Genomic DNA, 6,750 nt, shown 5'->3' on the forward strand with positions numbered 1-6,750 from the left:
CATCATTCACGATCCGGAAGCGGATCTTGTATTTCGGGTTGTAACTGATGTAGACAACCAGATCATCGTCTGAAAATCCCCTGCCTGACAAAGGCTTAAAATGCACCTCCCGAAGTTCCTTCGCTGTACAGATCAAACGGTCGTTCATTACTTTCGCCAATGCTTTTTCGGGCTTAAAATCTGTTTCTAAAATCGCCAGTACGGTTACGGTCATATCGCAAAAATAGACAGATAACGCACATTATCAACACCCTGAGAATAAGCGCCTGAAAATCAATGAAAATATTTTTCAATTTAGCAATCAAAATCTATAACAGGGTCAATCCAGAATAATCAGCCTTGGAAAACCACAGTTTTTTGTCAACAGCTATAAAAAAGTGCATCAATCCTGATAGCGCTAAAACAACAACGTGAAAAATTTTACTGAAATAGCCTTATTCAAAGGCATCCATATTCCATTTTGAAGATAAAAAACACTATTTGTAACCCTTACCATAAATCCCTAACTTAGATTCATGGCAAGTGACAAACGGGTAATCATATTTGATGATGACGAAGAGTTATTGGAAATTTTCCGCTTTCTTTTTGAGGATGAGGGCTGGCAGGTTAACACGTTCACTACCTGTGATGATGTTGTGGAGAATACCCGCAGGATAATGCCTGATTTAATTTTAATGGACAACTGGATCCCTTCAACTGGCGGAATCGCAGCCACCCAATCTATTAAAGCGGATCTAGAATTGACAACTATTCCCATAATATACGTATCCGCCAATAACGATGTGGAAGTGCTCTCGCAAAAAGCAGGCGCAGATGGATTTTTAGCAAAACCATTTGAATTTGACAAACTCCTGGCCATTGCAGGGAAACTCACTGACAAGTAAGCCCAGAAATCTTTCACATAGACACAGATCAGCAACATAACCAGATATTGCAGTAGCCAATGGAGATAAAAGACGAATACCACGATAAGAATCCTTCAAAAGCACAAAACATGAGCGAAGATACGCCAAACGCCACTAAAAGCACTACGGAAAACGAGCAGGAGATTGATGCACTGATTGAAAGCGCACCTTTTCCCATTGCGGTTTATACCGGCCGGGAAATGAGGATTAGCAGAGCGAATAAGGCTATTGTCAAGGTATGGGGTAAGGGAACAGAGGTTATCGGAAAAACATATAAAGAACTTCTTCCAGAGCTTGAAGGCACAGGCATCTATGAGAAATTAGATGATGTATTCACTACAGGCATACCTTACAGTGTACGCAACAGCCCGGTGACACTGGACATCAACGGTGATCCAAAAGAATTTTACTTTAACTATTCATTCACTCCGCTATTCAACAGGAAAGGAAAAGTATATGGAGTGATGAACACTGCAGCCGATGTGACCGATTTAAATCTTGCCAAACAGCAAGCCGAATCCAGTGAGCAAAATTTCCGAAACATCATTCTCCAGGCGCCGGTTGCCATGTGCCTTTTGCGGGGCCCTAAGTTCATTATTGATATTGCAAATGAGGCCATGCTTGATATCTGGGGCAAGCCCAAGGATTCCGTAATGGGCAAACCGGTCTTTGAGGCGCTCCCGGATGCCAGGGAGCAGGGGCTTGAACAGGTGATGGAGCAGGTATACCTTTCTGGTGAATCCTTTTATGCAAGCGAAGTCCCTGTACAGCTCATCCGCCATGGAAAGCCCGACATTGTGTATCAGAACTTCGTTTACCAGGCCTATCGTGACCATTTTGGTGCGATATTGGGCGTACTTGCGATATCTGCAAATGTGACCGAACAGGTAACATCAAGAATGGAACTGCAGAAAGCATATGAGCAGATACAGCTTTCGAAAACGGCAGCGCAACTAGGCACCTTTGATATGGACTTAGTAAACGGGACAATGGAATGGGACGCCCGCTGCCGGGAACTTTTCGGTGTGCAGCATAATAATATAGTTACCTATGAAAATGACTTTGTAAATGGACTTCACGCCGAGGATAGAGAAAGGATAGTGACAATAATAGATGAGCTGCTATCAGGCAAGGATATAGATGGCGGTTATGATGTCGAATACCGCACAGTAGGCCAGAGAGATCAGAAAATAAGGTGGGTCCGTGCGAAGGGCAAGGTCTTCCACGAAAGTGGCAGGGCCAAGCGGTTCATCGGCTCAGTTATGGACATTTCGGATCAAAAGGAGAATGAGCAGCGCCGGGCTGAACTTGCAGAAAAACAGGCGAGACTTGCGGCAGTAGTCAACTCATCTGACGATATCATTATTTCCAAGACGCTCGGGGGCATCATTACCAGCTGGAATTCAGCAGCTGTAAAGGCTTTTGGGTTTACCGAAAATGAAGCTATAGGCCGTCATATTTCTATTATCATACCTAACGAACGCTTGAGCGAAGAGGATTATATTATCTCACAGATCAGATCTGGCAAAAAGGTAGATCATTTTGAAACCATCAGGCAGGGGAAACATGGTCAAAGTATAAACCTATCCATAACGGTATCGCCTATCATAGACCCGGAAGGCAAGGTAATCGGCGCTTCCAAAATTGCCAGGGATATTTCCCAGCAGCTTGCTGCACAGAAAACCGCCCAGCAATATACTGAACGACTGGAGATTATGAACATGGTCATGGGTTCAGTTTCAGAAGAACTTGACCTGAACAAGATCCTGCAAAAGGTTACCGATGCGACGACTGGGCTCACTGGAGCAGCTTTCGGTGCATTTTTCTATAACAAAACTGATCAGGATGGAGAATCCTATATGCTCTTCACCCTGTCGGGTGCCCCGCGTGAGGCATTCGAAAAATTTGGCATGCCACGCAACACCGCAGTCTTTCATCCTACCTTTTCCGGCCAGGGAGTAGTGCGCGTGGACGACATCACCAAAGACGCCAGATACGGCAAGAATGCCCCCCACTTTGGAATGCCAAAGGGGCACCTCCCTGTGGTTAGTTACCTTGCGGTACCTGTGGTTTCCCGAAACGGCCAGGTCATTGGAGGACTATTTTTTGGCCACCCAAAACCAGCTGTGTTCACCAAAGAGCATGAAACCCTAGTGAGTTCAATTGCTGCACAGGCAGCCATCGGCCTGGACAATGCCAAGCTTTTCGAAGAGGTAAAGGCACTCAATGATAAAAAGGATGAATTTATCGGCCTGGCCAGCCATGAACTCAAAACACCATTAGCCAGTATATCTGGTTATCTACAGATTTTAAACCGGTTTCCCTTCACGGATAATCAGCGGGTTTTTCTGGGTAAAGCTTCGAACCAGGTTCAAAAACTCACCTCGCTCGTCAACGATCTGCTCGACGTATCGAAGATCGAGGCAGGCAAACTCAGGCTGACCAGTACCGGTTTTGATTTGAAATCCACTATCGAGGATGCAATAGAACTCATCCAGCATACTTCCTCCAGGCATCACATCAGTTTTATTTCAGCTATCGAAGATTGCGAGGTGAACGGCGACCCGCAGCGCATTGAGCAGGTGGTGGTCAATCTGCTGGGCAACGCAATCAAATATGCGCCAAAAGCCGATCAGGTTGAGGTATCCCTGATCCGGACTGACGGCGAAATAATCGTAAGCATAAAGGACTTTGGACCTGGAATACCGCAGGACAAACTTAAAAACATCTTCGCCCGTTTCTATCGGATTGATGAGGCCTCCCCCAACGTTTCCGGGCTTGGGATCGGGCTCTATCTTTCCCATGAGATCATCACCCGCCATGGGGGAAAAATCTGGGCTGACAGCACGATTGGCCAAGGAAGTACCTTCCATTTTTCACTGCCGGGCTAATATGATCAGTTTTTATTGCTGGGGATCAGCAGATTCCCAGCATAAGCTAAAAGTTGAAACTGCCGCAATTTGCTTGTGCTTAGAAAATCTACTAATTATATTTAGGGTAAACAATTTAGCCATTTAATTCCCTGCAAATAAGGAATAGACAGTGGTTCGGCGAAAATGAAATTTGTTTTCTAAAAAACCTGCAAAGCAGTAAAAACACTTCTCAGTTGTAATCTCCAAAATACAAACAACATCCAAGCTTCCCAAGGGAAGCCCTAAATGCCCAATTGTTGCGTTTAATACTCTCCGTTCGTCCATTTGCCACCACCGTTTATTATAACAGTAGGTAAAAACACTGCGTGTGCGGGATCTACCTAACGCAACTTGCCAGAATGAGCAGGAGCATGAAAAGGGCTGCCACCAGCCCAGAATCGGCAACAGCTATTGAAAAACATACTCAGGGCCGACGCGGCATTGTTCCCGAACAAAATATACGGGCAATGGCCGGTCCAACAGGTACAGCCTCCAAGGGACATTACATTAACTAATAAACCGATACCAGGAGTACAAGCATTTTGTACATTCTGACATTCTATAGCGTTAAATGAATGCAACAAATCATTAATCCCTGGCAAAGGCAATAAGTACCTTGATGTCGCGTTTATATTACAGTAACCTGCTGAGCAGGTGTTCTTTTTGTTTAGCACGCAACGGGAAGTCGTCCTGTTGAATTCCCTTCAGGTGCTCAATCAAAATTTATGTCAAAAATATCCTTCGAGTCTACAGCTACTCCCTTCTTCCGCTCACTAAAATCAAAGGTGAACGAATATTTTACCAGTACCGGAAAGTCACGAAATGGTGGAGCAATGCTTTTTTTTAAAGGCCTGGGCTTTATTGTTTCGGCAATTGCCATCTATGTTTTGCTGGTATTCTTTCCGCCGCAATGGATCCCGGCAGTCCTGCTCTGTGCCGCGTTTGGCGCCAACCTTGCGGCAATAGGCTTTAATGTAATGCACGAGGGTGGGCACGGCAGTTTTTCAAAACATAAATGGATCAATTCCCTTTCAGCATACACGCTAAACATCATGGGCGGCACAATACACTTCTGGAAACAAAAGCACAATATAGATCATCATACCTACACCAATATTGACGGCAGGGACCATGATATCGATATAAAATTTATGAGAATGCACGATGAACAGGGAAGGAAAGGCTATCATCGTTTTCAGCAGTATTATTGGGTATTGTTATACGGAATCTCTTATATCGCATGGGTGCTCTATCAGGATTTTGAGAAGTATTTCTCCGGAAAAATGGGCAAGGGCGGCAAAAGCCTCAACCTTTCCCTTAGGGAGCATGGCATATTCTGGGGCACTAAGCTCGGCTATCTGTTCATCTATCTGGTGTTGCCCATCATTATGGTTGGCACGATAAAGGCATTGATTGGCTTCTTGATTGCAGGATTGGTCTGCGGTTTCACATTGAGCATGGTCTTTCAGCTCGCCCATGTCGTGGAGGGAACATCTTTTCCAAATGCTCAATCGGGAAAGATCAAAATCGAGTGGGCAGTACACCAGATCTCCTCTACCGCCAATTTCTCTACGAAAAACAAACTGGCCTGTTTTTTTCTTGGCGGCCTCAACTTTCAGGTCGAACACCATCTGTTCCCCACAATGAGCCACGTGCATTATCCCAAGATAAGTGAGCTTGTCAGACAGACCTGCATGGAGTTTGAGATTTCTTATCTGGAGCACAAGAACATTCTTACGGCCTTTACCTCTCATCTCGCCCACCTAAAAAAACTTGGCCAGAGCGGCTAACAAACCCGATCTACAATAAAAGATTTTATAAAAAAACAAGTATATGCAAAATGAAAACATCGCCTTACAGGCAAAGGTATTTCTATACCACTTAAACAATTCAAATACCGAGAACAGCATCAGAAAGGATGAATGCTGGACATTGATGCAGGTCAGCGAAAATACCAAAAAAGAAATAGAAAGAGACTACAACCCCACCGTAATGACCAGGGTGGATCCTGAGATCATGCAGGCATTTTCGATCAGTGTGCTGGAAAACGTGGGCACGCAACCCAGGCTGAAGCTAATGCGACCATCAATTGATCATATCCCCGGCTCGGACTATCTTATTGCATTCCCTTCAACAAGGATTACCAGATAACAGAAAGTCTAATACAGGCAATCTCGTAAGTGATAGCCTGTGTTACCGGCAGAACCTGAACAAGGTTTTGCCTACAGTTGGAGAACAGTGTTCATATATACCAACGGTTCTTCCTATTTTTTTTTCGGAGAACCGCTTCCTCCTTCATCTATAGTGGGACCGCAGATTCATTGTTCCAACAGTTTAAATATGACTAAAAATAATCTTTCCACGTATCATCTTTATTGAAAAAGTTGTGACCTTGCCAGGCTGCGCCTGCATAGTAAGTAAAGGATTTGCCGGATTTTACCTCTATCAATACATAACGATCGTTACCAGCCTCTGCAAAGCTGAGCAGCTGTTCCGGATTAACTGAGATTGCTGTACCCAAAGCCCCTTTAGAAGGATCAACCTTCTCCCCAGCATGCAAGTGTGCCTTTCATTTGCAGGAGATTTGGTTTTCCAAAGGTGGTTAATCCGGTACCGACGGTGATGTCCTTCCCAGATTCTGATATTATAGTGCTTACCCCTATCGCATTTGCCCTCCAAAGGATAAAGCCCAATCTGCCGCAGCATTCGGCTACGAAATATTCTATATCAGCAGGAACATCATTCACGATCCGGAAGCGGATCTTGTATTTCGGGTTGTAACTGATGTAGACAACCAGATCATCGTCTGAAAATCCCCTGCCTGACAAAGGCTTAAAATGCACCTCCCGAAGTTCCTTCGCTGTACAGATCAAACGGTCGTTCATTACTTTCGCCAATGCTTTTTCGGGCTTAAAATCTGTTTCTAAAATCGC

Annotated in this window: 8 protein-coding genes; 5 read left to right on the forward strand and 3 right to left on the reverse strand. The window is 44.7% G+C overall.

Annotation, left to right across the window (positions count from 1 at the left end; translation table 11 throughout):
* Nucleotides 1-214 (reverse strand): hypothetical protein (locus EYS08_RS25455; RefSeq protein ID WP_131032601.1); only part of this gene is annotated, 214 nt, incomplete at its 3' end.
* 301 nt (nt 215-515) lie between these two features.
* Between EYS08_RS25455 and EYS08_RS25460 the strand changes: the two genes are divergently transcribed.
* The 5 genes from EYS08_RS25460 to EYS08_RS25475 all read left to right on the forward strand — a co-directional run bounded on the left by EYS08_RS25460 (nt 516) and on the right by EYS08_RS25475 (nt 5,968).
* Nucleotides 516-884 (forward strand): response regulator, encoded by a 369-nt coding sequence (locus EYS08_RS25460; protein ID WP_131032698.1) that lies wholly within the window; start codon nt 516-518, stop codon nt 882-884.
* A 59-nt stretch (nt 885-943) separates the two neighbouring features.
* Nucleotides 944-3,796, forward strand: coding sequence for a PAS domain S-box protein (locus EYS08_RS25465; protein WP_131032699.1), 2,853 nt, complete (start codon nt 944-946; stop codon nt 3,794-3,796).
* Nucleotides 3,797-4,188: 392 nt separating this feature from the next.
* Entirely contained in the window at nt 4,189-4,332 is a 144-nt protein-coding gene (locus EYS08_RS25955) for a hypothetical protein (RefSeq protein ID WP_165456558.1), read from the forward strand.
* Nucleotides 4,333-4,542: 210 nt separating this feature from the next.
* Nucleotides 4,543-5,607, forward strand: a complete 1,065-nt coding sequence (locus EYS08_RS25470; RefSeq protein ID WP_131032700.1) for a fatty acid desaturase family protein — start codon at nt 4,543-4,545, stop codon at nt 5,605-5,607.
* 43 nt (nt 5,608-5,650) lie between these two features.
* On the forward strand, nt 5,651-5,968 hold the full coding sequence (locus tag EYS08_RS25475; protein ID WP_131032701.1) for a hypothetical protein: 318 nt from the start codon (nt 5,651-5,653) through the stop codon (nt 5,966-5,968).
* Nucleotides 5,969-6,161: 193 nt separating this feature from the next.
* On the opposite strand, the gene EYS08_RS25480 is transcribed toward EYS08_RS25475, so the two are convergent.
* Together EYS08_RS25480 and EYS08_RS25485 are read right to left on the reverse strand one after the other, a co-directional pair.
* Entirely contained in the window at nt 6,162-6,338 is a 177-nt protein-coding gene (locus tag EYS08_RS25480) for a DUF4861 family protein (protein WP_165456559.1), read from the reverse strand.
* Between the two features lie 16 nt (nt 6,339-6,354).
* Nucleotides 6,355-6,750: hypothetical protein (locus EYS08_RS25485; protein WP_244216046.1), on the reverse strand; the 396-nt coding region annotated here is incomplete at its 5' end.

Origin of the sequence: Pedobacter kyonggii (assembly GCF_004310665.1) — a bacterium.
In the GTDB taxonomy this organism is placed as follows: domain Bacteria; phylum Bacteroidota; class Bacteroidia; order Sphingobacteriales; family Sphingobacteriaceae; genus Pedobacter; species Pedobacter kyonggii.

What these genes read in the sequence shown, in the direction of transcription:
- EYS08_RS25460 (WP_131032698.1), top strand. Translation starts at nt 516, where the DNA reads ATGGCAAGTGACAAACGGGTAATCATATTTGATGATGACGAAGAGTTA.
- EYS08_RS25465 (WP_131032699.1), top strand. Translation starts at nt 944, where the DNA reads ATGGAGATAAAAGACGAATACCACGATAAGAATCCTTCAAAAGCACAA.
- EYS08_RS25955 (WP_165456558.1), top strand. Translation starts at nt 4,189, where the DNA reads ATGAAAAGGGCTGCCACCAGCCCAGAATCGGCAACAGCTATTGAAAAA.
- EYS08_RS25470 (WP_131032700.1), top strand. Translation starts at nt 4,543, where the DNA reads ATGTCAAAAATATCCTTCGAGTCTACAGCTACTCCCTTCTTCCGCTCA.
- EYS08_RS25475 (WP_131032701.1), top strand. Translation starts at nt 5,651, where the DNA reads ATGCAAAATGAAAACATCGCCTTACAGGCAAAGGTATTTCTATACCAC.